The organism is Streptomyces sp. NPDC087215, assembly GCF_044744885.1.
Lineage (GTDB): Bacteria > Actinomycetota > Actinomycetes > Streptomycetales > Streptomycetaceae > Streptomyces.
The window spans coordinates 34,026-57,406 of the sequence record NZ_JBIUZD010000026.1; the positions used below are offsets into that span (position 1 = coordinate 34,026).

At 70.8% G+C, this 23,381-nt stretch carries 23 protein-coding genes and 4 pseudogenes; 15 read left to right on the forward strand and 12 right to left on the reverse strand.

Annotated features, from left to right (window positions below; genetic code table 11):
* Positions 1-12: 12 nt before the first annotated feature.
* The 4 genes from ACIO92_RS33355 to ACIO92_RS33370 all read right to left on the reverse strand — a co-directional run bounded on the left by ACIO92_RS33355 (position 13) and on the right by ACIO92_RS33370 (position 2,937).
* On the reverse strand, positions 13-738 hold the full coding sequence (locus tag ACIO92_RS33355; protein ID WP_402284113.1) for an adenosylcobinamide amidohydrolase: 726 nt from the start codon (positions 736-738) through the stop codon (positions 13-15).
* Between the two features lie 214 nt (positions 739-952).
* A complete protein-coding gene (locus ACIO92_RS33360; protein WP_366445597.1) occupies positions 953-1,237 on the reverse strand; it encodes an antibiotic biosynthesis monooxygenase family protein in 285 nt (94 codons plus the stop codon).
* 194 nt (positions 1,238-1,431) lie between these two features.
* A complete protein-coding gene (locus tag ACIO92_RS33365; protein WP_402284116.1) occupies positions 1,432-2,502 on the reverse strand; it encodes an SPFH domain-containing protein in 1,071 nt (356 codons plus the stop codon).
* A 3-nt stretch (positions 2,503-2,505) separates the two neighbouring features.
* Positions 2,506-2,937 (reverse strand): NfeD family protein, encoded by a 432-nt coding sequence (locus ACIO92_RS33370; RefSeq protein WP_402058801.1) that lies wholly within the window; start codon positions 2,935-2,937, stop codon positions 2,506-2,508.
* 714 nt (positions 2,938-3,651) lie between these two features.
* On the opposite strand from ACIO92_RS33370, the pseudogene ACIO92_RS33375 reads away from it, so the two are divergent.
* Both ACIO92_RS33375 and ACIO92_RS33380 read left to right on the forward strand, forming a co-directional pair.
* Positions 3,652-3,996 (forward strand): annotated as a pseudogene (locus ACIO92_RS33375) (DUF6923 family protein); the annotation flags it as partial.
* Between the two features lie 272 nt (positions 3,997-4,268).
* Positions 4,269-4,805 (forward strand): RICIN domain-containing protein, encoded by a 537-nt coding sequence (locus ACIO92_RS33380; protein WP_366445592.1) that lies wholly within the window; start codon positions 4,269-4,271, stop codon positions 4,803-4,805.
* A gap of 18 nt (positions 4,806-4,823) precedes the next feature.
* Here the strand turns inward: ACIO92_RS33380 and ACIO92_RS33385 are convergent, their stop codons facing one another.
* Complete coding sequence (locus tag ACIO92_RS33385; protein ID WP_402284119.1) at positions 4,824-5,174, reverse strand: hypothetical protein; 351 nt, start codon at positions 5,172-5,174, stop codon at positions 4,824-4,826.
* A gap of 832 nt (positions 5,175-6,006) precedes the next feature.
* Here ACIO92_RS33385 and ACIO92_RS33390 point away from each other — a divergent pair.
* The 7 genes from ACIO92_RS33390 to ACIO92_RS33420 all read left to right on the forward strand — a co-directional run bounded on the left by ACIO92_RS33390 (position 6,007) and on the right by ACIO92_RS33420 (position 12,006).
* Positions 6,007-6,852 carry a HipA family kinase gene (locus ACIO92_RS33390; protein WP_366445591.1) on the forward strand — a complete coding sequence of 282 codons (846 nt, stop codon included), beginning with the start codon at positions 6,007-6,009 and terminating at the stop codon, positions 6,850-6,852.
* The gene (locus ACIO92_RS33395) at positions 6,849-7,232 is read left to right on the forward strand and encodes a DUF3037 domain-containing protein (RefSeq protein ID WP_402058803.1); all 384 of its coding nucleotides are present in this window, start codon (positions 6,849-6,851) and stop codon (positions 7,230-7,232) included. The genes ACIO92_RS33390 and ACIO92_RS33395 overlap by 4 nt, the downstream gene beginning before the upstream one ends.
* 181 nt (positions 7,233-7,413) lie before the next feature.
* On the forward strand, positions 7,414-8,175 hold the full coding sequence (fabG, locus tag ACIO92_RS33400) for a 3-oxoacyl-ACP reductase FabG (RefSeq protein WP_401242813.1): 762 nt from the start codon (positions 7,414-7,416) through the stop codon (positions 8,173-8,175).
* A 25-nt stretch (positions 8,176-8,200) separates the two neighbouring features.
* A complete protein-coding gene (locus tag ACIO92_RS33405; protein WP_366445588.1) occupies positions 8,201-8,968 on the forward strand; it encodes an SDR family oxidoreductase in 768 nt (255 codons plus the stop codon).
* A gap of 148 nt (positions 8,969-9,116) precedes the next feature.
* The gene (locus ACIO92_RS33410) at positions 9,117-10,694 is read left to right on the forward strand and encodes an ABC transporter substrate-binding protein (protein ID WP_366445587.1); all 1,578 of its coding nucleotides are present in this window, start codon (positions 9,117-9,119) and stop codon (positions 10,692-10,694) included.
* An 85-nt stretch (positions 10,695-10,779) separates the two neighbouring features.
* Complete coding sequence (gene ung, locus ACIO92_RS33415; RefSeq protein WP_366445586.1) at positions 10,780-11,463, forward strand: uracil-DNA glycosylase; 684 nt, start codon at positions 10,780-10,782, stop codon at positions 11,461-11,463.
* 69 nt (positions 11,464-11,532) lie between these two features.
* Entirely contained in the window at positions 11,533-12,006 is a 474-nt protein-coding gene (locus tag ACIO92_RS33420; protein WP_402284122.1) for a hypothetical protein, read from the forward strand.
* Between the two features lie 8 nt (positions 12,007-12,014).
* Here the strand turns inward: ACIO92_RS33420 and ACIO92_RS33425 are convergent, their stop codons facing one another.
* Both ACIO92_RS33425 and ACIO92_RS33430 read right to left on the reverse strand, forming a co-directional pair.
* A complete protein-coding gene (locus ACIO92_RS33425; protein ID WP_366445584.1) occupies positions 12,015-12,494 on the reverse strand; it encodes a hypothetical protein in 480 nt (159 codons plus the stop codon).
* 416 nt (positions 12,495-12,910) lie between these two features.
* Positions 12,911-13,447: a DinB family protein gene (locus tag ACIO92_RS33430; RefSeq protein ID WP_402284125.1), complete on the reverse strand. Its 537-nt coding sequence runs from the start codon at positions 13,445-13,447 to the stop codon at positions 12,911-12,913.
* 135 nt (positions 13,448-13,582) lie between these two features.
* On the opposite strand from ACIO92_RS33430, the gene ACIO92_RS33435 reads away from it, so the two are divergent.
* Entirely contained in the window at positions 13,583-14,488 is a 906-nt protein-coding gene (locus ACIO92_RS33435) for a Gfo/Idh/MocA family protein (protein WP_401242821.1), read from the forward strand.
* A 230-nt stretch (positions 14,489-14,718) separates the two neighbouring features.
* On the opposite strand, the gene ACIO92_RS33440 is transcribed toward ACIO92_RS33435, so the two are convergent.
* Positions 14,719-15,165 carry a nuclear transport factor 2 family protein gene (locus ACIO92_RS33440; protein ID WP_402058809.1) on the reverse strand — a complete coding sequence of 149 codons (447 nt, stop codon included), beginning with the start codon at positions 15,163-15,165 and terminating at the stop codon, positions 14,719-14,721.
* Positions 15,166-15,347: 182 nt separating this feature from the next.
* On the opposite strand from ACIO92_RS33440, the gene ACIO92_RS33445 reads away from it, so the two are divergent.
* Positions 15,348-15,752 carry a PPOX class F420-dependent oxidoreductase gene (locus ACIO92_RS33445; RefSeq protein WP_351796230.1) on the forward strand — a complete coding sequence of 135 codons (405 nt, stop codon included), beginning with the start codon at positions 15,348-15,350 and terminating at the stop codon, positions 15,750-15,752.
* Positions 15,753-15,829: 77 nt separating this feature from the next.
* On the opposite strand, the gene ACIO92_RS33450 is transcribed toward ACIO92_RS33445, so the two are convergent.
* A complete protein-coding gene (locus ACIO92_RS33450) occupies positions 15,830-17,365 on the reverse strand; it encodes an alpha/beta hydrolase (RefSeq protein ID WP_402284128.1) in 1,536 nt (511 codons plus the stop codon).
* 227 nt (positions 17,366-17,592) lie between these two features.
* Between ACIO92_RS33450 and ACIO92_RS33455 the strand changes: the two genes are divergently transcribed.
* Positions 17,593-17,814, forward strand: coding sequence for a hypothetical protein (locus ACIO92_RS33455; protein WP_402058812.1), 222 nt, complete (start codon positions 17,593-17,595; stop codon positions 17,812-17,814).
* Between the two features lie 79 nt (positions 17,815-17,893).
* Here ACIO92_RS33455 and ACIO92_RS33460 read toward each other — a convergent pair whose 3' ends face one another.
* Complete coding sequence (locus tag ACIO92_RS33460) at positions 17,894-18,229, reverse strand: hypothetical protein (protein WP_402058813.1); 336 nt, start codon at positions 18,227-18,229, stop codon at positions 17,894-17,896.
* Between the two features lie 62 nt (positions 18,230-18,291).
* On the opposite strand from ACIO92_RS33460, the pseudogene ACIO92_RS33465 reads away from it, so the two are divergent.
* Positions 18,292-19,496 (forward strand): annotated as a pseudogene (locus tag ACIO92_RS33465) (acyl-CoA dehydrogenase family protein).
* 107 nt (positions 19,497-19,603) lie between these two features.
* On the opposite strand, the pseudogene ACIO92_RS33470 reads toward ACIO92_RS33465, so the two are convergent.
* Positions 19,604-20,254 (reverse strand): annotated as a pseudogene (locus ACIO92_RS33470) (methyltransferase); the annotation flags it as partial.
* 564 nt (positions 20,255-20,818) lie between these two features.
* Positions 20,819-21,244, reverse strand: coding sequence for a hypothetical protein (locus tag ACIO92_RS33475; RefSeq protein ID WP_402058815.1), 426 nt, complete (start codon positions 21,242-21,244; stop codon positions 20,819-20,821).
* Between the two features lie 371 nt (positions 21,245-21,615).
* Here ACIO92_RS33475 and ACIO92_RS33480 point away from each other — a divergent pair, with 371 nt between their 5' ends.
* Complete coding sequence (locus tag ACIO92_RS33480) at positions 21,616-22,269, forward strand: hypothetical protein (protein WP_402058817.1); 654 nt, start codon at positions 21,616-21,618, stop codon at positions 22,267-22,269.
* Positions 22,270-22,907: 638 nt separating this feature from the next.
* A pseudogene (locus tag ACIO92_RS33485) lies at positions 22,908-23,211 on the forward strand (transposase); the annotation flags it as partial.
* Positions 23,212-23,381: the final 170 nt, after the last annotated feature.

Genomic DNA, 23,381 nt, shown 5'->3' on the forward strand with positions numbered 1-23,381 from the left:
CGGCGCCGGGCCTCAGGACCTCCGGACCGCGAGGGCGTCGGCGCAGGCCGCCCGGGTCGCCGCGTGCACCGCGCGGGCCAGCCGGGCGCCCCACAGGGACCGGGGACCGGCGAAGGGTTCGGGCCCGGTGCCGGTGGTGTTGTCGGGGGCGGTGTCGGGGGCGGTGTCGAGGGCGGTGGGCGCGGCCACACAGACCGCGTCCGTGGGGGTGCCCGAGGCGCCCGCGCCCAGCTCGACGAGGGCCTGCACCTTGGCCTCGGTCGCGGTGGCGACCGCGTTGACGAGGGCCGCGTCGGTGAGGGGGACGGGCAGCGACACGATGATGTTGATCGTCCCCGGCCGGGGCACGGCGACCCCACCGGCCCCCGGGGCCGCCGCCCATCCCCGTACCCCGATCCCGGCCGTGACCACGGCCCGTACCCCGCCGTCCTCGGCATGGCGGAGGTCGGAGACCGGTGCGGCCGTCATCAGCCCCACCCCCGGGCCTTCGAGCCCCGCCCCGGCGGCCAGTTCACGGAGGTGGGCCACGGGGTCGAGCCGCCCGTAGCCGGGCGGGACCTGCGCGTTGAGGACCCAGGCGCGCGGACCGATGCCACCACCGAGGACCGCGCTCGACACCATGCGGACGCCGGGCCCGGGAGCCCACACCAGCACCGGCCAGGCCCGGCCCCCCTCCGTGTGGGACAGCAGGACCGCGTCGGCGAGGGAAGCACCGGTGAGAAGGGTTCGAGAAGGCACCCGGACACCCTAGGGGGTGCCCGGGGCACCCCGCCGGGTGCGCCCCGGAGGTGTGTTCCCGGCCCGGAGGGCCGACGGGCCCCTCACCAGCAGCACGGCACCGCGACGTCTCCAGCCGCATCGCACCGCACCCCTTCGGCTGCCGCGCTTCCCGGCGGCCGTACCTCGGTGACGGCGCGGGCGCGGGCCCGCGCTTCGTCCGGAGGGTCGGCCCCTACGGGTTCTCGACGCCGGAGATCCGGTACTTGCGCACCTCGGCGTCGCGGATCCGGGCCGTCTGCCCGGGTTCCGGGCCCGTGTCCCGGAAGCGGACGAGGTCCTCGTCCGTCTCCCAGCGCTCGTACACGTTGATCCGGTCCGGATCGACCGGATCGGCCGACAGAGCGAAGTCGAGGCACCCCGCGGCGGCGCGGGCCTGCCGGACCACCTCCGCGCACCCGTCCAGATACGCGGCGCGGTCCGCGGGGTCCACCCGCAGCTCCCCGGCGATGATGATCATGCTGCTCCTCGTTCTGCGGTCGCTCGGGCGACCGCGCTTCGGCCCCCCACGGCAGGAAGGACCGTGGCGGGCCGGGGAACTCATCGGTGACCGTGGCACCGGACCATCCGGGGGCAGGAGGGGCACGCTCCGGGGCGTCCGCCGCCGACGGGTTTCCGCCCGGCCGCGGGCTCCCCGTCCCTCCGGTGGTGTGGCTACGCGCCCGGCAGATCCGGGTCCGGGTCCGGAGGCGTGCGGCGGCCTTCGGAGAAGGGGAGGACACCGGCGTCCGCCTCCGCCGCGTCGGCGAGGGCCTTGGCCGCCGCCTCCGCCGCCTGCGCCGCGTCATCGGCGGCCTGGGCCGCCGCCTTGCCCTCCGAGGGTGCCTCCCGGGTGGCCGGAGACTGCGGCAGTACCTGGCTGAACGCGCGGGACACCCCTTCGAGCGCGGAGGTGAACTCGCCCGGGATCACCCAGAAGGTGCTGCCCGCCCCCTGGGCGATCTGGGGCAGCATCTGCATGTACTGGTAGGCGAGCAGCTTGGGGTCGGGGTCGTTGCGGTGCACGGCCTGGAACACCTCGTCGATGGCCCGGGACTGGCCCTCGGCCTTGAGGATCGCGGCGGTCCGGTTGCCCTCCGCCCGGAGGACGGCGGACTGCTTGTCGCCCTCGGCGGTGAGGATCTGGGACTGGCGCTGCCCCTCGGCCCCGAGGATCGCGGCCCTCTTGTCGCGCTCGGCGCGCATCTGCTTCTCCATGGCGTCCTTGATGGACTGCGGAGGGTCGATGGCCTTGATCTCCACCCGGTTGACCCGCAGTCCCCACTTGCCCGTGGCCTCGTCGAGCACACCGCGGAGCTGGTTGTTGATGGTGTCGCGCGAGGTGAGGGTCTTCTCCAGGTCCATGGAGCCCACGACGTTGCGCAGGGTGGTGACGGTGAGCTGTTCGACGCCCTGGAGGAAGTCAGCGATCTCGTAGGCGGCGGCGCGCGGGTCCGTGACCTGGAAGTACAGGACGGTGTCGATCTCCACGACGAGGTTGTCCTCCGTGATGACCGGCTGCGGCTTGAACGAGACGACCTGTTCCCGCAGGTCCATCACCGGATAGACCCGGTCGACGTACGGGATGACGAGGTTGAGTCCTGGTTTCAGGGTGCGGCGGTAGCGGCCGAGACGCTCGACGTTGCGGGCGCGCGCCTGGGGGACGATGCGTACCGCCCGCATCACGGTGAAGACGACGATGAGCGCGACTATCACACCGACCACGAGCAGTGCCGTGTCATGCATCATTCACTCCCGGGGATAGACCAGGGCGGTGGCCCCGTTGATCTCCATGACGTCGACGGTCCGCCCGGGAGGGATCACCAGCGTCTCGTCGTAGGACCGGGCGGTCCACTCCTCACCGCCGATCCGGACCCTGCCTCCCGTGGCCGTCACCTCGGACAGGACGTACGCGGGCTTGCCGACCAGCGCGTCGATGCCGAACCGCTCCGCCTGGGGCTGGGACAGATGGCGCATCGCCACGGGCCGTACGAACAGCACGCACACGGTGGCGACGACGGCGAACACCACGAGCTGGACGAGTACGGGGGCGCCGAGCGCCGCGCATCCCGCAGTGACGAGCGCGGCCACGGCGAGCATCCCGAGCGCGGCGGTGAGGGTGAAGATCTCCGCCACCGCCAGCACTCCGGCGGCCGCCAGCCACACCAGCCACGGACTCATGACGCGCCCTCCAGGCCGCCCCGGCTCCACGCGGGCATCTCAGATGGACATTCCATCCTCCATGGTGTTTTTACCCGTTTCTTTGTCATTTGATCCTCTTTATATGCTTCGGTCGGATCGGCGCGCGCGAAGGGCCGAGCGGCGGTGCCACGCCCCCGTGACCTCCTCCCGTCCATGGATTGCCCGGGAGCCGAGCCGTATGGCCTGACGGAATGCTGAGAGGAACGACAGCGACCCGCTATGTCACCCCCCCCTTGCGTGAGGGCGGCTCGCTCCCCGGGATCGTCGAGGCCGACGACCTCGGTACGTACGTCACATCCTGCTCTGCCTTTCATCCGTGCGACCCGTGGCTGGACTGCACGAGTGGCGTGAGAGGACCGATCGGAAGGGCCATCCAGCCGTTCGGTCTGAGTGGGACCACCCAGTCTTGTACATGACAGAGAGTCGACCGAGCCGGACACCTGATCGAGCGGACAGGCGGATGGTGTCCCTTCCCGTACCGGCCTGCCCGGCGCTCCCCTGGTTCGGCAGAAAGGCGCATCGGCATGTGAAGACTTCTGGCCCGCTCGTGGGCTTGTTCGGCTCTGGGAGCACTCACGGTGGCGGCGGGGGTGGGCGCGCACCCCGCGGGGGCCGCCGCGCCCCGGACGCGCGCACCCCGCGGGGGCCGCCGCGCCCCGGACGGCCAAGGTGATCACTCCTCACGCCGCCAAGGTGAAGGCCCCGACCCCGTTCGGCTGCGCGGGGGACATCCTGCTGTCGTCCGGCGCGGACGCCAGTCAGTCGTACGACGGGACCTCGGGCCCCGGAGAGATCACGTTCGCGCCCGTCGGTTCGGCCACGACGCTGTACAACGCGACGAGCGTGAATCCGCCCGACCGGTTCATGTACGCGATCGAGACCGCGGGTCCGGGCTGGGACCTGCTGCGGATCGCCAACGCGGGGACGGTGACGGATCGGGGCGCCCTCGGCCTGCCCGCCCCGAGCCCCCAGCCCTTCTACTTCTCGGGCGCGTTCGACCCGGCGGGCGCCCTGTACGCGGCGAGCGGGTACGACAACCAACTCCGCAAGGTCGACGTCACCACGAAGACCTTCACCACCACCGTCGCGCGCAGCGTCGACCCGGCGGTCGTGAAGACCGGTCCGGCGACGGTTGAATGCCACGGCGCGCCTGATTCGTTCTGTGTGTGGGGCGGGAGTGGCCTGAACGGCGCTCTGGGCAGTACCGGGACGGGGTCTCTACCGTGTGCGGCGCACGTTCTCCGTCCCGGAACCGCGGGGCGGGTGGCTGTTCCGCGCTGGATTGCGGGACCGTACGAGTGGGAGGTCATATGGCCCGGTTCAAGGACCGTGAGGCGACGTTCGAGGCCCCGGACGGCGAGTTGTACATCGGGTTGGCGTCCCAGCCGGGTCTGGTGTGGGACATGCCCCGCTTCTCCACCACGCCCGGCACGGTGCCCATCCTCTACACCCGCAACGGCGGCGCGAACCAGCGGTGGCGTTTCGAGCTCGACCACGAAAGCGGCGTGTACACGTTCTTCCGGATCGTCAACGTCCACAGCGGTCTGACCCTCGCCCTCCAGCCGGACGACACCATTGCCCAGCAGCCCGCCGCGCCGGCCGGGCCGGAGGGCAGTCATCAGACATGGGCCATGGCCTATCCCGGCTTCACCGGCAGTTCCTTCGAACCGGCCAAGCCCGCCCGGCCGCACCCCACTGGTTCCACCGGCACCCGGCTGCGCATCCGGGGCCCTGAAGGGGTCGGCGGCGGCCCCGTCGACTCGATACCCGCCACCGCCGGCACCCCGATCACCATCGGCCGCTGGGAGACCTTCGAAACCGGCTGGACGTTCATCGCCGCGACCTGAGGGAGCGGTCGGCTGCCCCTACCCGGACGGGCACCGTCGGCCTCCCGGCCGGGGGTGCGCGGGTGTGGGAACGGTCTCCGGCTGGTGTTTTCCTGGCCGGGGCGGTGCCCGGTGTACGGCGGGCGGCCGTACACCGGGCACGGGGGCACATCGCTGCCGGTCCGGTGGCCACTCGGTGACGTCGTAGTGCTCGGCGAGGAGCTGGATGATCTCCAGTGCGCGCGGGAGGAGCTGGGGAAGGTGCTCGGCGAGTGCGGTGCGGACGATGTCGGCGAGCCGGGCCTGGGAGCTGGTGGAGGCGGAGACGTGGGGGTCGAGGCGGCGGATGAGTTCGTAGTCGATGGCGCTGGCGATGTCGATGGTGCGCATCTTCTGTTCGAGCGGGGGGGCACGGCCCCGTGGGCCCATACGGAAGCTCGGCGGTCCCTGCCGTCGTGCTCAGGCTGGGTGGGCTGCGGGCTGCGGGCTGCGGGCTGCGGGCTGCGGGCTTCGGCAAGGCGAGGTCTTCGGGCTCAGCCACGCGGACATCGACGACGAGAAGGGCGTGCTCCACGTCCGTCGCCAAGTGCGGTCGATCAACGGGAAGCTCTACTTCGCCCTCCCCAAGGGCACGAGCCGCACATCGTCGACATGCCGCCCTCGGTCACGGAGGAGGTGAAACAGCACGTCGACATGTTTCCGCCCGTCGAGGTGGAACTGCCGTGGGGAAGCCCCGGGACCCCACAGACCGCGCCGGGAGTTCGCGCCCCTGCTCACCACGCGGTTCGGCAATGCCGTCGCCGTGAACACATGGAACACCTACACGTGGAAGCCTGCGCCGGCCCGAGCCGGTGTCGTCCCGCCGCGTCCTGAAGGGGCGAAGGCGTGGGAGCGGGAGGCGGCGCCAGGGGATGGCTTCCCTGTACTCCGGCACACCTACGCATCGGTCATGCTGGAGGCGGAGGAATCCGTGGTGACCCTGGCACGATGGCTCGGACACTCCTCGCCGACTGTCACGCTGAGCTACTACGCTCACCTCATGCCGGAAGCCGGGGCGAAGGGCCGCACCGTCATCGACGGAATCCTGGGGAACCGGAAGGAGCGACGCGCCGGTGGAAACTCCCCAGATTCTCCCCGGGCTGATCGTGGCCGATCCCGCGGCGCACGCACACTTGGAGACGATCATGGATCGCAAGGCTAGAGACTTGGATGACCTCGGAAGATGCTGAATGAAGTCACGGCGACCCGCTATGTCACCCCCTTGCGTGAGGGCGGCTCGCTCCCCGGGATCGTCGAGGCCGACGACCTCGGTACGTACGTCATGAAGTTCACCGGCGCCGGGCAGGGCCGCAAGACCCTCGTCGCCGAGGTGATCTGCGGGCAGCTCGCCCGGAAGCTCGGACTGCGGGTGCCCCGGCTGGTCACCCTCCAGCTCGACCCGGTCATCGGACTCTCCGAGCCAGACCAGGAGGTGCAGGAGCTGCTCAAGGCGAGCGGCGGGCTCAACCTGGGGATGGACTTCCTGCCCGGCTCGCTGGGCTTCGACCCGCTGGCGTACGAGGTGGGCCCGGCGGAGGCGGGCAGGGTCGTCTGGTTCGACGCGGTCGTCAACAACGTCGACCGGTCCTGGCGCAACCCGAACATGCTCGTCTGGCACGGCGACCCGTGGCTGATCGACCACGGCGCCACCATGATCTGGCACCACAACTGGCCCGGCGCCCAGGTGTCGGCCGCCAAGCCGTACGACGCCTCCGACCACGTGCTCGCTCCGTTCGCACCGGACATCGCCACCGCCGCCGCCGAGCTGGCGCCGCTGGTCACGCGCGCGCTGCTGGACGAGGTCGCCGCCGACGTGCCCGACGAGTGGCTCGTCGACGAGCCCGGCTTCACGAGCACCGACGAACTGCGCGCCGCGTACGTGGAGGCGCTCCTGCCGCGCGCCGCGAGCATCCACGAGCGGATCACCCTCGGCCCGCGCGGGGAGAACCGGCCCCAGCGTCCGCCGGGCTGGCTCGCCGAGCGTCTCGCGCCCCGGCCGCACTCCACCGAGAAGGACAGCACCCCGTGACCGACCGCGATGTCTTCGAGTACGCGCTGCTGCGCGTGGTGCCGCGGGTCGAGCGCGGCGAGTGCTTCAACGCGGGAGTGGTCGTCTACTGCCGTGCCCGGTCCTTCGTGGCCGCCCGTACGCACCTGGACGAGGCGAAGCTCGCGGTCCTGGACCCGACGGCCGACGTCACCGGTGTCCTGGCCGCGCTGCGGGCCGTCGAAGGGGTCTGTCTCGGCGGCGACGACGCGGGCCAGGCGGCCGGGGACGACGCCGGACGGCGCTTCCGCTGGCTGATCGCGCCGCGCTCCACGGTCGTCCAGCCGGGCCCCGTGCACACCGGTCTGACGGCCGACCCCGAGGCCGAGGTGGAGCGGCTCCTGGACATCCTGGTGCGCTGACCGCGTCCGCCCGGGGACGGGGAGTGACCAGGTGCACCCGGTGGGCCGTTGACACCGGGTGCCGGGGCTTCTAGCGTCTCGTTCTGCGGACGATACTAAGCGGTCGCTCATGTGTGGGACGCAGGAGCGGGCGACCGGTCCGGCCGCGACCAGGGACGTTCCAAGGGCGAGGAGAACAAGCATGTCCACCACCGAGCAGCGCGTAGCCGTCGTCACGGGTGCCGCCCGGGGCATCGGCGCCGCCACCGCGATCCGCCTGGCGGCCGAGGGCCGCGCCGTCGCCGTGCTCGACCTCGACGAGGCGGCCTGCGGGGACACCGTGGAGAAGATCACCGCGGCCGGTGGAACCGCCCTCGCGGTCGGCTGCGACGTGTCCGACGCGGCCCAGGTCGAGGCCGCCGTCGCACGGGTCGCCGAGGAGCTCGGCGCGCCGACGATCCTCGTCAACAACGCGGGCGTGCTCCGCGACAACCTGCTCTTCAAGATGTCCGAGTCGGACTGGGACCTCGTCATGAACGTGCACCTCAAGGGTGCCTTCCTGATGGCGAAGGCCTGTCAGAAGCACATGGTGGACGCGGGCTTCGGCCGGATCGTGTCGCTCTCCTCCTCGTCGGCCCTCGGCAACCGGGGCCAGGCGAACTACTCGGCCGTGAAGGCCGGTCTGCAGGGCCTCACCAAGACGCTCGCCAAGGAGCTCGGCAAGTTCGGCGTCACCGCCAACGCCGTCGCGCCCGGCTTCATCGTCACCGAGATGACCGCCCAGACCGCCGAGCGCGTCGGCATGGGCTTCGAGGACTTCCAGGCCGCCGCCGCGTCCATGATCCCGGTGCAGCGCGTCGGCCGCCCCGAGGACGTGGCGAACGCCATCGCCTTCTTCAGCGGCGACGACGCGGGCTTCGTCTCGGGCCAGGTCATGTACGTGGCCGGCGGCCCGCTCAACTGACGTCCGGAAGCGGGAGGAGCAGGTCATGACCGCACAGGAACGCCCGGAACTCTCCGGCAAGGTCGCCCTCGTCACCGGCGCGAGCCGGGGCATCGGGTACGGCGTCGCCGAGGCGCTCGTCGCCCGGGGCGACCGGGTCGTCATCACCGGACGGGGCGAGGAGGCCCTCAAGGCGGCCGTGGAGCGCCTCGGCCCCGACCGGGCGATCGGCGTCCCCGGCAAGGCCCACGACGAGGCTCACCAGGCCGTCGCCGTCGAGGCGGCGATGGACGGCTTCGGCCGCCTCGACTTCCTCGTGAACAACGCCGGTACGAACCCGGTCTTCGGCCCCCTCGCCGATCTGGATCTCGGCGTGGCCCGCAAGGTCTTCGAGACGAACGTGGTCTCCGCGCTCGGTTTCGCCCAGCGGAGCTGGCACGCCTGGCAGAAGGAGCACGGCGGCGCGATCGTGAACATCGCCTCGATCGCGGGTGTCTCCGCCTCGCCCTTCATCGGCGCGTACGGAATGAGCAAGGCCGCGATGGTGAATCTGACCCTCCAGCTGGCGCATGAATTCGCGCCGCTCGTACGCGTCAATGCCATTGCTCCGGCCGTGGTGAAGACGAAATTCGCGCAGGCTCTCTACGAGGGCCGGGAGGCGGAGGCGGCGGCCGCCTATCCGCTCGGCCGCCTCGGCGAGCCCGAGGACATCGGCGGCGCGGCCGCCTTCCTCACCTCGGCGCAGTCGGAGTGGATCACCGGGCAGACGCTCGTCGTCGACGGCGGGATTTTCCTGAACGCCGGAGTCGGGTGACCGATATCCGGACACTTTCCGGAACGAGTGTCCGGATTGGGCCTGGTTGAGGGTCGAATGCCTCAAGTGCCCCGTCAGACCGGACGATTGACCTGGCGGGGTGCTGCGGTATCGTCGGCCGACCCCTGGCTGAACGAGGAGCGTGCACGTGTTCAACCGGACCAGTCTGCAGGCCGCTGCAGCCCTTGTGTCCATATCCCTGGTGACCGGATGCGGTGTCTTCTCGGACAGCGAATCCCCCGGGGACCAGAGAATCGTCATCGGTACGACGAGTTCTCCCTCCACGCTTGACCCAGCCGCCGCCTGGGACAATTCCTGGGAGCTCTTCCGGAATGTCTTCCAGACCCTGGTGAGTTTCCCGACGGGCAGTACGACTCCACAGTCGGACGCCGCCGACTGCAAGTTCACCGACACCTCCAGCCGGGTCTTCGAGTGCAAGCTCATCGAGGGCCTCACGTTCTCCAACGGGCACAAGCTGGACGCCAAGGCCGTGCAGTACTCGATCGAGCGCATCCGCACGATCAACGCCAAGGGCGGCCCCAACGGGATGCTCGGCTCGCTCGGCAAGATCGAGACGGTCGGCGACCGGACCGTCGTCTTCCGGCTCAACAAGCCGGACGCGACCTTCCCGTTCATCCTCGCCACCCCGGCGATGTCCCTGGTCGACCCGGCCGAGTACCCGGCCGACCGGCTCCGCAAGGACGGCAAGGTCGTGGGCTCGGGACCGTACGTCCTCGACTCGTACGCCGAGCGCAAGACGGCGCAGCTGACGAAGAACCCCACCTACAAGGGCTTCGCCGACCGCAAGAACGGCGGCGTGACCATCCGGTACTTCGACCATTCCGAAGCGATGGTCGCCGCCCTCCGCAAGAAGGAGATCGACGCCACCTACCGCGGCCTCACCGCCGAGGAGGTCGTCTCCCTCCAGGACGACAAGCCGGAGAACAAGGGTCTCCAGATCGTCGAGTCGACGGGCGCGGACATCCGCTACCTGGTCTTCAACACCCAGGACCCCACGGCCGCGAAACTGCCCGTCCGCCAGGCCATCGCCCAGCTCGTCGACCGCGACGAACTGGTGAACAAGGTCTACCAGGGCACCGCCGAACCCCTGTACTCCATGGTGCCCAAGGGCATCGCCGCTCACACCACCAAGTTCTTCGACCGCTACGGCGCGCCGAACGCCAAGAAGGCCAAGAAGATCCTGCGTGACGCGGGCATCACCGATCCCGTCGAGCTGACCTTCTGGTACACGACGGACCGGTACGGCTCCTCGACCGCCGCCGAGTTCGCCGAGCTGAAGCGCCAGCTGGAGGAGACCGGCCTCTTCAGGATCACCCTGCGCGGCAAGCCCTGGACGGCGTTCCAGGCCGGATACCAGAAGGGCGAGTACCCGGTCTTCGGCCGCGGCTGGTTCCCCGACTTCCCGGACCCGGACAACTTCGTCGCGCCGTTCCTCGGCAAGGAGAACGTCCTCGGCACCCCGTACATCAGCCACCGGATCACCAACGAGCTCATCCCCAAGTCCCGCCGCGAGAGCGACCGGGGGACCGTCACGAACGAGTTCGTGGAGGCCCAGGAGATCATGGTCCAGGACGTCCGGCTGCTGCCGTTGTGGCAGGGCAAGCTCTACATCGCGGCACGTGACGACATCGGCGGCGGTGAGCGCGCCCTCGACCCGCAGACGGTCATGCAGCTCTGGGAGCTGAACCGCCGGGCCAGCTGGTAGGAGAACGGGCCGCCGGGGGCCGTTGTCAGTGGCCCCCGGTAGGTTCTGCGGCGTAGACAGGAACGTCCACCGGAGGTTGTCGACCGTGACCGATACCAACATGCTGCCCGAGTCCTGGCGGGGTGTCCTCGGCGAGGAACTGCAGAAGCCCTACTTCGCCCAGCTCACCGAGTTCGTCGAGGAGGAGCGCGCCGAGGGACCGGTCTTCCCGCCGAAGGACGAGGTCTTCGCCGCCCTCGAAGCCACCCCGTACGACAAGGTCAAGGTCCTGATCCTCGGTCAGGACCCCTACCACGGCGAGGGACAGGGCCACGGGCTCTGCTTCTCCGTGCGGCCCGGGGTGAAGACCCCGCCCTCCCTGCGCAACATCTACAAGGAGATGCAGGCCGAGCTCGGCCACCCCGTCCCCGACAACGGCTATCTGATGCCGTGGGCCGAGCAGGGAGTCCTCCTGCTCAACGCGGTCCTGACGGTCCGTTCCGGCGAGGCGAACTCGCACAAGGGCAAGGGCTGGGAGAAGTTCACCGACGCGGTCATCACCGCCGTCGCCTCGCGGCCCGACCCGGCCGTCTTCGTCCTCTGGGGCAACTACGCGCAGAAGAAGCTGCCGCTCATCGACGAGGAGCGGCACGTGGTGGTGAAGGGCGCCCACCCCTCGCCGCTGTCGGCGAAGAAGTTCTTCGGTTCGCGGCCCTTCACCCAGATCGACGAGGCCGTCGCGGCCCAGGGACACGAGCCGATCGACTGGCGCGTCCCGGACCTCGGCTGAGCCTCGGCCCGATCCGGGTCGGGGGCGGCTAGCGTCGGCCTCCCAGTGGGCGAAGCGGTGGAGGTCGCGGTGACCGAGCAGCAGCAGGTGTCGGACGACGGCGTCATGACCAGGATCGGGCAGGCCATGATGCTGCTCCACGGCGGCGACCGCGAGGAGGCCCGCAACCGCTTCGGCCTGCTGTGGCAGGAGATCGGTCCCGAGGGGGACCCGCTCCACCGCTGCACCCTCGCCCACTACATGGCCGACGCCCAGGACGACCCCGACACGGAGCTGGCCTGGGACCTGCGGGCCCTGAGCGCGGCGGGGAGCCTCGTCGAGGAGCGGGTCGCCGCCCATGACTCGGCCGCCGCGCTCCGGGCCCTGTACCCCTCCCTCCACCTCAACCTGGCCGCCGACTACGTCAAGCTCCAGCAGCCCGACGCCGCCCGGGTCCACCTCGACCGGGCCCGTGTCGCCTCGGACCACCTGGACGACGACGGCTACGGCAACGGGGTGCGGGCGGCGATCGAACGGCTTGAGCTACGGCTCAGGGGGCTATGAGGGGGCGGTCAGCGGCCGTACACACCGCGGCAGATCCTCGACTGGTCACTGCCGGGCCGCCAGCCCCCGTACCGCTCGCCCAGCGCGCACACGTCCGCGCGGGACACCGGGGGCGTCCTCGGCAGGCCCGTCAGCACGGGCGGTTCGGGGAGCGCCGGCCTGGCCGCCGGGCGGGGGCGCTCCCGGCGCGGGGGTACGGCCGCCGGGCGCGCCGCCTCCGGCCGGGGCGGGAGCACCCGGCGGTGCGGCTCGGCCGGGGGTGCGGAGCGGGGCGCGGTGGACGGCGGGGGAGCGGGGAGCGCCGCTTCGAGCGCCTCGCGGGCCGGGCCCTCGACGATCTGCGGCGCCACCGCCTGGGCGGGGCGGGGGGAGTCCGTGGCGGGCGCGGGGGAGGGCGGGGCCGACGGGGCGTCCACCGACACGCATCCCGCGAGGGCGGCCACGGCCGCTCCGACCAGGATCTTCGCTGTGGTTCGGGTTCCATGCACCCGCGTCACTCTGCTGGGCCGACGACGATCCCCGCGCCCCTACCGGTGGGGAATGCCCCGCACGGGTGAGGGTGGAGGGCGGCGGGCTTGACCGGGCCGGACCGTGCGTCGCGAGCCCTGTCGGTACGACCGGGGGCCGGGCCGGGCCTGGTGGGGAGGGTGGGCCGGACCTGGGGCCGGAGCCGGGCGGACTTCGGACCGGGCCGGACTTCGGACCGGGCTGGGCCTCGGACCGGGTTGGGCCAGGGCTGACTCCGGCCGGGCCCAACCCGACCGGGCGGGCCTCGGCCGGACCGGATCCTTGACCTGGGTGGGTCCCGGACCTGGCCGGTCCCCGGACCCGGACGGTGGCCGGGCGCGGGGCCGCTCAGGACCGGACCAGGACCGGATCCCGCTGGGCCGCTGCCGGGCCCTGGTCAGTCGCCGGTCGCGCCGTCCACGCGCTCGCGGATGAGGTCCGCGTGGCCGTTGTGGCGGGCGTACTCCTCGATCATGTGGAGGTAGATCCAGCGCAGGTTGAAGGTCTTCCCGCCGTGGCGCGTACCGATGCCCAGATCGTCCAGTTCACGGGCGGCGGCGAGGCTCCGCGCGTGGGCGATCTCCGCCTGCCAGGTGGCGTGGGCCTCCTCGTAGGTGTCCTCGTCCGAGACGTGGATGTCCCCGTCGTGGTCCTCCTCCGTGGAGTAGATGTACGGGACCTCCTCACCGGCGAGGATCTCCCGGAACCAGCCGCGCTCCACCTCCGCCATGTGACGGACCAGCCCCAGGAGGTTGAGGTCGGAGGGCGGGACCGAAAGGGTGCGGAGCTGGGCGTCGGTGAGCCCCTCGCACTTCATCGCGAGGGTCGCGCGGTGGAAGTCGAGCCATTGCTCCAGCGCCTCGCGTTCTCCCGTGGTGGTGCCGGGGTCGACGCGGGGGACGGATGCCGTGCTTTCGATGGTCATGCGCGGCATCGTGCCCCAAGCCTCCCGCCCGCGCCACCGCTTTCCGCCGGGCGCCCGCCGTTCGCCCCCGAACCGGTCCGCGTAAGCTGACCAGCGGGAACGGCCTCTGTGAGCAGGGCCGGTGGACACGACGAGGGAGACCACGTGAAGGTTGGCTGCATCGGACTCGGTGACATCGCGCAGAAGGCGTACCTTCCCGTGATCGGCAGCCTCCCGGGCGTCGAGCTCCACCTCCAGACCCGTACCGCCGAGACCCTCGACCGGGTCGCCGACACCCTGCACCTGCCCGCCGGTCAGCGCCACCGCGACCTCGGCTCGCTGCTCTCCGCGGGGCTCGACGCCGCTTTCGTGCACGCTCCGACCGCCGCCCACGCGGAGATCGCGGAACGGCTGATCGAAGCGGGCGTGCCGACGTACGTCGACAAGCCCCTCGCGTACGAGTACGCGGACTCCGAGCGGATCGTGGAACTGGCCGAGAAGCGTTCGGTCTCCCTGGCGGTCGGCTTCAACCGGCGTCTCGCGCCGGGCTACGCGCAGTGCGTCGAGCACCCGCGCGAGCTGATCCTCCTCCAGAAGAACCGGGTGGGGCTGCCCGAGGACCCGCGCACGTTCGTGCTCGACGACTTCATCCATGTCGTCGACACCCTGCGGTTCCTGCTGCCCGGCGACATCGAGCACGTCGACGTGCGGGCCAGGATCAGGGAGGGGCTCATGCACCACGTGGTGCTCCAGCTCTCCGGCGACGGCTTCACCGCCATCGGCATGATGAACCGGATGAACGGCTCCACGGAGGAGATCCTGGAGGTCTCGGGGCAGGACACCAAGCGTCAGGTGCTCAATCTGTCCGAGGTGGTCGACCACAAGGGCCAGCCGACCCTGCGGCGGCGCGGAGACTGGGTGCCGGTGGCCCGGCAGCGCGGTATCGAGCAGGCCGTGCTCGGCTTCCTCGACGCGGTGCGCGAGGGCCGGGTGCTGAGCGCGCGGGACGCGCTGGCCACGCACGAACTGTGCGAGCGGGTCGTCCGCGAGGCGCTGACCCAGGCGTCCTGAGAGGGACGGGGGGCCGCGAGGCGCCGGGGCCGCTGACGCCGGTTCCGGTACGCGGGAGGCCGAGGCGGTTTCCGGACAGGACGGGCCCGCCGGAGCCGTCCGCCAGGTCTGTCCGGCACGGCCTTCCGGTGGGGCTCCCCGGAGCGTGGTGACCGGGTGGCAGCGGCGGAGAACGGTGCCGGGGTGCCCCCGGCAGAGCACCGGGGCCGTACGGGAAGGCCTCGGGCGCCTCAGCCCGTACGGCGCCACCGTTCGTCGACGACGACCGAGCGGAGGCGCCAGCCGTCCGGGGTGCGGCGGGCGCCGAAGACGTAGCGCCCGCCGCAGACGAAGTCCTCGCCGGAGGCGAAGCGCATCGGATTGACGTAGGCGGCGTCGACGTCGGCGAGGTCGCCGGTCTCCGGGAAACCGCCCGGCGTCCGGAAGGTGACCCGGCGGTTCACGATGAGGTGCTGGCGTACGGGGAACAGCGGCATGGTCGCGGCCAGCCACTCCGCGACCTCGGCGGCGGGGCCCTCGATCCCGCCGGAGCCCCGGTAGTCGGCGCGGCCGTCGGAGGTGAACAGGGCCCGGTAGGCGGGCCAGTCACCGTCGTCCACGGCCGTCGCGTAGCCGGTGACGAGATCGTCGAGGGCGAGCCGGTCCATCACGGCGGAGAGGTCCACGCGCTGTGTCATCACCTCAGTGTCCGTCAGCGCCCGCCGGTGGCCAAGGGGCGTGCACGACACGCCCCCGCCCCTCCGGGAGGCCGTCACCCGTCCCGGGCGCGCCACGGCGAGGGCCGGCCGGTTGCCGGGGAACCGGAGCGGAATGGGGTAGGAGAGGAGACGACATCCGTACGCGTCCGAAGGGAGCCATCGTGTCCGCTGAGCTCAGCGACAGGCTCAAGGAACTGCTCGACAGCCCCGTCTTCGTCACCATCGCCACCATCCAGCCCGACGGGAGCCCTCAGGTGTCCCCGGTGTGGGTGAAGCGCGACGGTGACGACGTGCTGATCTCGACGACCGTGGGACGGCGCAAGGAGAAGAACCTGCGCCGCGATCCCAGGGTCACCGTGCTGCTCCAGCCGTTCGACTCCCCGTACGAGTACGCCGAGATCCGAGGCACCGCCGAGCTCGGCACCGAGGGCGGTCAGGAGCTGATCGACGAGCTCTCGGTGAAGTACGTCGGCAAGAAGTACCGCGAGTTCAACCCGGACGCGGTCGACGACGCCCAGCGCGTGGTCGTCCGCATCACCCCGCGGAAGGTCGTCGGGCGGCTCTGAGCCCCGCCGAACCGTGCCCGATGCCCCGCGGCTCCTACGGGCCGCGGGGCATCGGCGTCCTCCTGTGCCGCTCCGGGTCAGCCCCTGGGGTCGGTGAGGTAGTCGTCGATCGTCCGCATCGCCTCCACCGTCGAGCCCCTGCGGTAGAGCCAGTGGCCCACGACGTCCATCGTGAACACGGTGGCGTTCGGGAACGAGCGTGCCATGCGGCGCGCTCCGGGCAGCGGGGTCGCGAGGTCGAGGGTCGCGTTGACCACGAGGACGGGCGGAAGGGGGCCCGCCGCCCGGGCCGGACGGGGCTTGGGCGGCATCGTCCAGCCCTGGCAGCCGAGGACGGTGTCCAGCGACTGGGAGTTGTAGCGGACGTGCGGGGCGGCCTTCGCGACCCGCTTGAGGACGGCCCGGTACTCGGCGTGGTCGCGGATCCGGAAGTCGTAGTCCCGGCACAGCACGAGCCGCGAGGCGATGTCCCTGCCGGAGGACATCCAGAAGACCTCGCCCTTGCCGGAGTGCAGGGCGGCCAGTTGCTTCGCCGTCTCCTCCCAGCTGCCCTTGCCGACGGCGAAGGTCAGGAAGTCGGTGAGCCGGTCGGCGTCGATCCTGGTGCGCGTCGGGCCGTTCGGGCCCGGATCGCGGAGCTTGCCCGCGTCGGCGCGGGCGAACAGTCCGTCGGTGACGGCGAGGACGTCCTTGCCCTTGAGGGCGCAGGACGCGTCCTTCTCGCACCAGGCGGCGAGCCGCTTGAGGGCGGTGTCGACGGTGACGGCGCCGTCGGTGAGGTAGCGCTCGACGTTCGACCGGTCCGGGTCCATGGCGCTGTCGAGCGCCAGGGCGCGGAGCCTGCCGGGGAACAGACGGGCGTACCGCTCGCCGAGGAAGGTGCCGTAGGAGTGGCCGATGAAGCTGATCCGGCTCTCGCCGAGGGCGGCGCGGATCGCGTCCATGTCACGGGCCACGGTCTCCCCGTCCATGTGGGCGGCGAGCGGCCCCGTCCGCCGCAGACAGCTGTCGGCCAGCTGCCCGTTGAGGACGCGCATCCGTTCGAACTCGGCGGCGTCGCGGGGGCGGGCCGGGATCGATCCGATGAGGCTCTCGTCGCAACTGGCGCTCTGGCTGCGGCCGACGCCACGGGGGTCGAAGCCGACCATGTCGAAGCGCTGGAGCATGTCGGGGGTGTAGCCGCTGATCGGGTCGTCGGCGTACATGGCGTCGTCGGCGCCGGGCGCGCCGGGTCCGCCCGGGTTCGACATCAGGACGCCGATCCGGCGCGCGGGGTCGGTGGCCCGGTGGCGGGCGACGAAGATGCCGACCTTGGGGCCGTCCGGCTTCGACCAGTCCACCGGCACCTGCACCGTGGCGCACTCGGCGCGCGGGCCGGGCTCGGGGTAGGGCGGCTCGGCCTGGCAGGCGCCCCAGTCGATCGGCGGTACGGAGGCGACGGCGCCGGCCGGTTCCTGGGCGACGGCCGTACCGGGGGCGGCCAGGGAGGCCGCGACGAAGGAGGCGGCGGACAGGACGAGGAGGAGACGTGCCGAGAGGGCTCGCCGTCCCGGGGAACGGGGCGGTGCCGAGGCCGGGTTCGGGCTCTGGCTCAGGTGCGGGCTCGTGTTCACGCGGGGGACTCTTCCGCTCCCGTATGACGGTGCCTCCATGAGCCCATGGTGGGAACGTAACAAGGGGCTCCGCTCTTCGGACGCCTGCCCGTGCCCGCCCCACGGGCCGTCCCGGGGCGGCCGTGGGGCTTTCCGCCGGGCGGCCGTCGCCGGACTGTTCGGCCGGGCCGTCGGCCCACGCGCGGAAGGCCCGCACGGCCTGTGCCGTGCGGGCCCTCTGCGCCCGTGTGAAGGCCCAGGACTCCGCGCCGATTGCGATGCAGGAACTCTCTGATGAAAACCGGAAGCTCAAGACCGAGATCGACGACCTGGGGGGCGAGCTCCGCCAGGAACAGGGGCGAGGCAAGGCAATGAGGATGATCATCGCGGAGCTCTCCCTCGAATTGGAGCAGGCCAAGGCCGAACTCGAGGGCATCTCTGGCCTCACCCGGCTGCCGGGTCCCCGCTGATCCGAGATCACCCTCGGCCGATCGGGAGAACGAATCCGCCCGTCGGTCGTGCTGCTGCCGGGCATATTGCCTGCGCCGGCTACCGGGACGGGGTGAGGGCGCTTTCCCCGAGGGCATCGGCTGCGGTCTGGAGGAACGCGGTATACACATGTGCGGCCTGCTTCCGCAGGAGGTCGAGGTCGGGGTTGTGTCCGTCCATGCCGTTCTCAGCCAACATGTCGACGAAGCCGGCGTTGGGTGGCGTGAGGGGATCGGCGTCCAGCGCCTCCCCCTTGAGACAGGCGATGGTGTTGCCGGCCGCGTGGCCGAGCAGGGCGAACGCCGCCGTGCACGCGGTCGCGGCATCGGCGACGGGGTGTGTGGCTTCCAGAGCGAGACCAGCACCCGGTGCACGGTGTGCCCCGCCCGGAACCACCCGGGTGACCGCGTCGGGCCGCTGCGCCCGACGCGGAGATCCTGCTTTCGAGGACGTGATTGATGGACGCCTACTTCCTCAACCAGCGGCACCGGAGCCTGAGAAAGACGGTCAGAGCGTTTGCCGAGGACGAGGTACGGCCGCTGGTAACCCAGTTGGAGTCCTCCCGCCGCGCGGACCTGGGCCTGTCGCGGCGGATTGCCGCACAGGGGTGGCTGGGCGTGACGATCGGCCGTTCCTACGGCGGGATGGGCGCCGGGCACGTGGCGAAGACCGTCATCATCGAGGAACTGGCCCGGGTGGACGGCGCGATGGGCGCGACGGTCCAGGCGTCCCAGCTCGGGGTGGCGAAGATCATCCACTTCGGGACCGAGGAGCAGAAGCGCTGGTGGCTGCCGCGGATCGCGGCCGGCGAGGTGCTGCCGACGATCGCGGTGACCGAGCACGGGTCGGGCGGGCACGTCGCCGCCATGGAGGCCACGGCGGTCCGCGACGGCGACAGCTACGTCCTGACCGGCCGGAAGGTGTACGTGGGGAACTCGCATGTCGGCGACCTGCACGGGGTCGTCGCCCGGACCGGACCGGGCTCCGGCGGCTTGACCGCCTTCCTGGTCGAGACCGGCACCCGCGGGCTGACCGTCAACGCGCAGGAGGAGGCCCTGGGCCTGCACGGGTTCAGCTTCGGAGAGCTGGTCTTCGACGGTTGCCGCGTCCCCGTGGCGAACCGCATCGGGCGGGAGGGCGACGGGCTGAAGGTGGCCTACTCCTCCAGCGTGCTGTACGGGCGGGCGAACTTGACCGCGGTGGCGCTGGGGATCCATCAGGCGGTGCTCGAGGAGACGGTCCGGTTCTGCGCGGAACGCTCCCGCTACGGCAGACCGCTTGGCGAGCAGCCGGTGGTCCGTGACCGGATCGGGCGGATCACCTCACGTCTCATGACCGCCCGCCTCACCGCCTACCACGCCGTCCACCTGCTTGACCGGGGAGTGGAGTGCGACGCGGAGCTGATGAACGCGAAGGTGGTGGGGTGGAGTCGGCGATCGAGTCGGCGCGCGACGCGATGGAGATCCAGACGGGCGCCGGGCTGTTCACCACCCTTCCCACAAGCCGATACCTCCGCGACGCCCTCCACCTCCTCGCGCCTGCCGGAACATCCGACATCCAGCGCCTTCGTCTCGCCCAGTACGCGATGGGACAGTACGGCGAGACCTGGTCACGCCAGTTCCCCGCGGAGCCCGGGCAGGCCAGGACGGGTACGCCCGCCTGACCGGGCCGACCCTTCCCGGCCACGCCCCTCATGGCGGCTTCAGAGCCTGTGGTGAGGCCGCCCCGGGCCGAGGCGTCGGCGCCGGAGGCGTACGGGCCGCGGGCTCGCTACCGGTTGCCCAGCCAGACGACGCCGTCGCTGAACCCGCCGCGCTTGCGGCGCTTGTCGGCCCGCAGAGCCTCCAGGTCGCCCTTGGCGATACCGAGTTCCCGGGCGTAGGCGTCGAGTGCTTCAGTGAGGTCGGCGAGTTCCTCGGGCTTCGCGGAGATGTCGGCGTGGGCGAGTTCGCCGAGTTCCTCGTAGAGCTTGGCCAGCAGCAGCCCGGGGTACTCTGCGGGCCCTGCGGTGTAGGTGACGGGTTCGGCGCCGGCCTCCTGGATGATCTGCGGGATCCGGTCCCGTACCAGCTCGCCCAGGCGTTCCACGCTCTGCCACCCTTCAGAGGCCAGCGCGAGCTCCTCCTCGTCGAGCGCGGTGTGCCGCTCCCGGGGCGTGTGCCCGGGCACTGCGGTGATGACGGCCAGCGCGCCGCCGGGGCGCAGCCGTCCGGCGAGGAGTCTGAGGACGCGGGTGCGGTCCTGGAGGGCGGCGAGGATGTGACGCAGGACGATCAGGTCGTATCCGCCGGGATGGAGGACGGCCGGGTCGCCGTGCTCGATGTCCCACCGCAGAGACCGCACCGGCCTGGCCCCGGGGTGCGTGGTGCCGGCCTGGGACGCGGAGGGGGACAGACTGACGGCGTCGACCTGGTAGCCGAGGCCGGCGAGATGGTCGGGAGGGCGCCGGGGGAGTGGCTGAGACTGAGCGCCCGGCCGCCCCGGGGCGCCGGGACCCGCTCCGCGAGCACGACCCGCTCCGCTTCTGCGAGCGGCGGGAACCCGCCCTCCCGTTGGGGCTGTTCGGGGTGCTCAGTGGTTGTTTTTGAAGGCTGGTTTTGGGGTCTGACTGGCTGGATGATCTGGGTCGTGGGTTCTGGTGGGGTGGCTTTTTCACCCAGTTCATGGAGAGCTTGATGATCTGGTCGATGTCGCTGGGTCGCAGCAGGATCGCGTCGCCGGTGTGGAGCGGTTCGGGCTGCCGGTGCTGCCACAGCCGGTGGAAGCGGCCCTCGATGTCGTTGAAGCCGAGGTGCCGGTCGCCGTGGGGGTTGATCAGGTGGGTGGTGAAGAGCAGATCGCTCGGGCCCGGCTGCCAGGGCTGCTCCTGCTGGCTCAACATGTCCTCCGTCGATACGCGGTGATCACAACGGTGCCGAGTGTGTCAGCGCCGGGCGGGGGTGGTCCGGGCTTCCGGCCACTTCGCCCGCCCCGGGGGCCGACGGGTCAACGGCGGCGTCCGACCGTGCCGCGGACGAGGACGTAGGGAGTCACACAGAAGGCGGCGATGTCGCAGGCGACGAGCAGGGCGATGAACAGCCAGTAGGAGAAGCCGTGGCCGTCGGAGGCGGCGACGAGGGACCCACAGGTGAGGCTGATGAAGATGCCGGTGACGGCGAGTCCGGCGGCCCAGCCCAGCGCGCTCATGCCGAATCCGAGACCGATGAAGGACCAGAACAGGAGGGGACCGGCAAGGACCGCGATGGCCCCGAACACCGGCGGGGTGACGTCCCGGTCGCCGATGAAGTCCATGAGCTGCGGGATGGAGATGAAGGCCCATAAGCCGGTGAAGGCGAGGCCGACGACGGCGGCGATGATCGTGATCACACGGTTGGCGCGGCTGGCGGAGGCGGTGTTCGTGGCGTCGGTCATGTGCGATTTCTCGGTTTCTGGACAGTGGTGGCGAGAGACAGGGGGCTGTTCTCATGCCGGGGTGTTTTTGTACTGGTCAATGGGCTTTCGGGGTCGAGGTATCACTGTCGCGGGGTGAGAGATCGGGTGCGTGTCTACTGTCTTCGGGCGATAGGGGTGCAGTTCGCGTACTGACATGAATCCGAGAGGTCTCACCATCCGCAACCGCGTCAAACGCTGACTGATGATCTGCGGGCTTTTGTCGGTGGTGGTCCGGCATCGTGGTGTCAGTTCGGTAGCTGCGGTGTCTGTGCCGTTCAGAAGGTTGGGGTGGGTGGTCGGTCCGTTAGCATTCCCCGGGAAGTCCATCGCGATCACCCCCGGGGAGCGCCATGTTACGTACGACGCTGGGCAGTTCTGGCCGCGCTCTGTTGGTGGCCGCGATGGCGGTGGCGTTGGTCGGCTGCGGCGGGGACGGCAAGGAGTCCGCGAAGCCGAAGCCGACACCGAAGGCCGAACGTACCGACGGGCCCGGCAGCTATCTGCCGCCCAACCGTCTCTGTGATGTCATCGACTTCAGTGAGCTGGCGACCGCCGTCGGTCCCGTCCGTGGCAAGGCGGCATCCCGTGGGACTGGTGCCGATCCGGCGAAGAGTAGCGGCTCCGAGTGCAAGCAGTCGCTCGGCAATGGCAGGGATCGGTACGCCCGTGCCGTCGTCCACTGCACCGCCTGGGCTCAGGTCGGCGAGGCCATCAGGACGCACGAATACGCCAAGGAGTCGGCGGTCACCGACAAGAACGGCACCGCCGCCGTACCCGGGGTCGGACGCCAGGCGTTCCGTTTTGTCTCCGCTGAGAAGGGTGTCTGGAAGGACGACCTCCGGATGATCGTCCGGGACAGCAATCTCGACTGTGAGATCCATGTCCAGAGCGGACACCCCAGGGACGAGCGGACCATGGACGCACGGGACAAGGACATCGCCTTCGCCGCCATGGGCGACACTCTCAAGGATCTGCTGCCGAAGCTGCCTCGGGGAGCGTCGTAGTCCAGCCGCTCCCCGGCACCACCCTCGCCTCCATCCCGGCCCCATACCAGCCCCACAGCGGAGAAGAACTCTCCTCCCAGGAGCGCCAGGACCTCGAAGCCTGCGAGGCTGGCGTCGACAACCTGCACCAGGCATTCTGGATCGCAGGCAAGGCACTGGAGACCATGAGCACGGCCGAACTGCGCCTAACGCTCGGAGGGGGGTTTGTTGGTGTGTCGGGTCGTTGGTGGCCTGGGGTGTTGTGGGTTTGTTGAGTGCGTGTTTGAGATCCCGTGCTGTCAGGACGCAGCCGTAGCCTTTGCAGCATGGATGTGAAGGCTGAGGCCTTGGCACAACTGGAGTGGTGCCGGATGCATGCGGCACCCGCGGTTTCCTATCGACTGCTCCGTGAGACGACCAGAGTGACGACTGCTATCGAGAACGCCTGAGGTGTTGTGCGCTCGATTTGTTCTCACGTCTTGCGGCTCGGGCCCTGCCGGAGGCGGGGCCCGAGTGCTTCGGTGAGGGGGGCGGGGGTGGTAGCCCTCTTGCTGGCAGGGCAGCGTCAGACCGATGGCCAGGGCTTCTTATCCCAGCGGTCGGTGCGGGGCCTGCCGCCTCGGGTCAGGCGTCGGGTCATCAGGGTGATGAGTGCCCAGGTCTGGGCGGAATCCGCTTATCGCCGGCCAGCTCGTCGACTGGGCCCGGGACTTCCTCAAAATCACCCTGCGGACCGTCTCCCGGCCCAAAGGCACGAAGGGCTTCATCGTCCTTCCGCGGCGCTGGCGCGTTGAGCGGACCATCGGCTGGATCATGAACGCCCGCCGCAACGCGCGAGACTACGAACGCCTGCCCCAGAACAGCGAAGCACACCTGAACTGGTCACTCATCACCCTCATGACCAGGCGACTCACCCGCAAGGGTCCCCGCATCGACAGCTGGGACAAGAAGACCCCTGCCACCCACTGAGCTTCTTCGAGCGGACCACCGATCGGGTGACGGTCCGTGAAGCGCAACGAGCGAGGCCCCCGGGCAGTCGATCGAGATGTCTGACGTCTCAATCACGTTGCTCGGGGGCCTCGTTGGTCATCTATCCTGCCGCACTCGACCTGCCACACGCGCTCGTGGAGTGG